2 protein-coding genes are annotated in these 1,924 nt (G+C 50.8%); both read right to left on the reverse strand.

Annotated elements, in window-relative coordinates; all coding sequences use genetic code 11:
• Positions 1-836 (reverse strand): stage IV sporulation protein A (locus AC1WIP_RS15270; RefSeq protein WP_481142631.1); only part of this gene is annotated, 836 nt, incomplete at its 3' end.
• Between the two features lie 89 nt (positions 837-925).
• A partial coding sequence (tyrS, locus tag AC1WIP_RS15275; protein WP_481142632.1) for a tyrosine--tRNA ligase occupies positions 926-1,924 on the reverse strand: 999 nt, incomplete at its 5' end.

Raw genomic sequence — 1,924 nt, forward strand, 5'->3', positions numbered from 1 at the left:
GTATCATAGTCCTTCATAAGCCCCTTTACTTTTTCCACCAGATCGCGCTTCATGCGGTTGTCCCCGGGCAGCATTTCCACCCATTTGGGCATATAAAACTCAATCGCTGATATGGGAAACTCATACAGGATGTTTTCCAGAATGGAATTAATATCCTCCTTTTTCAGCTGCTCGCAATTCACCGGCATGGCGGACACGCCGTATTTTTCGGAAATTTCCGATGCTGTCTTTTTGGCCTCCTCGGAATAGGGTCTTTGGCTGTTTACCAGCACCAAAAAGGGCTTTCTTAAGTTTTTCAGCGCCAAAATGGTTTTTTCCTCGGCCTCAAGATAATTGGCCCTGGGAATCTCCCCAAAGCTTCCGTCTGTTGTGATTACCAATCCTATGGTGGAGTGGTCGTTCATAACCTTATCCGTGCCGATCTGTGCCGCCTGGGTAAAGGGAATCTCGTAGTCAAACCAGGGCGTTTTCACCATCCGCTCCTGATTCTCCTCAAGATGCCCCGCAGCGCCCTCCACCATATAGCCCACGCAGTCTATCAGGCGGATGGAAACCTGAATATCCCCGTTTAAGGTCACCTTCGCCGCCTCGTTTGGAATGAATTTGGGCTCCGTGGTGGTTATGGTTTTTCCACCGGCGCTCTGGGGCAATTCGTCCTGGGCCCTGGACTTTGCATGCTCATCCTCCATGTAGGGCAGCACCATCTCATCCATAAACCGCTTGATAAAGGTAGATTTCCCCGTCCTTACAGGTCCCAGCACCCCTATGTATATCTCGCCGCCGGTGCGTTTTTGTATATCGTGATAAAGCTCGTATGTATTTACCGCATATTCCATATAACAGCCTCCTAATGTTACTGCTATATGTATATGCGGTCCCTCCCAGTCTCATGCCTGCCTGAAGCCTGTCCTGTGAAAAATCCCCGTCAGCGCATTACAACACGTTTGAAATTCTTCTTGCCCCGCTTTACCACAATGCCGTCTCCGTCAAAATCCTCGGGTCTGTAAAGCGTCTTGATATCGGTGATCTTCTCTCCATCCACGGCCACGCCGCCTTGCTCCACAGCCCGCCTTGCCTCTGATCTGGAGGCGGTCAGCCCCGATGCTGCAAGCACACCAAGAATGTCGATGGTTCCCTCCTTGAAATCCTCCTCTGTCAGCCTGCAGGTAGGCATTTCTGCAGCGTTTCCTCCGGCAAACAGCGCCCTGGAGCTCTCCTTTGCCTTTTGGGCCTCCTGCTCCCCGTGCACAAGCTTGGTAAGCTCAAAGGCAAGAATTTCCTTTGCCTCATTTAACTGGCTGCCCTCCCACGCATCCATCTCGTCGATCTGCTCTATGGGAAGGAAGGTAAGCATCCGCAGACATTTCAGCACGTCCGCATCCGCCACATTTCTCCAGTACTGATAAAATTCAAAAGGCGAGGTCTTGTTAGGGTCCAGCCACACGGCGCCCTTTTGGGTCTTTCCCATCTTCTTTCCCTCGGAATTTAAAAGCAGCGTGATGGTCATAGCATAAGCGTCCTTGCCCAGCTTGCGGCGGATCAGCTCCGTTCCTCCCAGCATATTGCTCCACTGGTCGTCCCCGCCAAACTGCATATTACAGCCATATTTCTGATACAGCATCAAAAAGTCGTAGCTTTGCATGATCATATAGTTAAATTCCAGAAAGCTTAAGCCCTTCTCCATGCGCTGCTTGTAGCATTCCGCCGTCAGCATCCGGTTTACGCTGAAGCACGCTCCCACTTCCCGCAGAAGCTCCACATAATTCAAGTCAAGCAGCCAGTCCGCATTATTGACCATAAGCGCCTTTCCCTCAGAAAAATCAATAAAGCGGCTCATCTGCTTTTTAAAGCATTCCACATTGTGGTCAATGGTTTCTTTTGTCATCATGGTCCTCATATCGCTGCGCCCGGAGGGGTCTCCGAT

This window comes from Acetatifactor sp. (genome assembly GCF_982438285.1).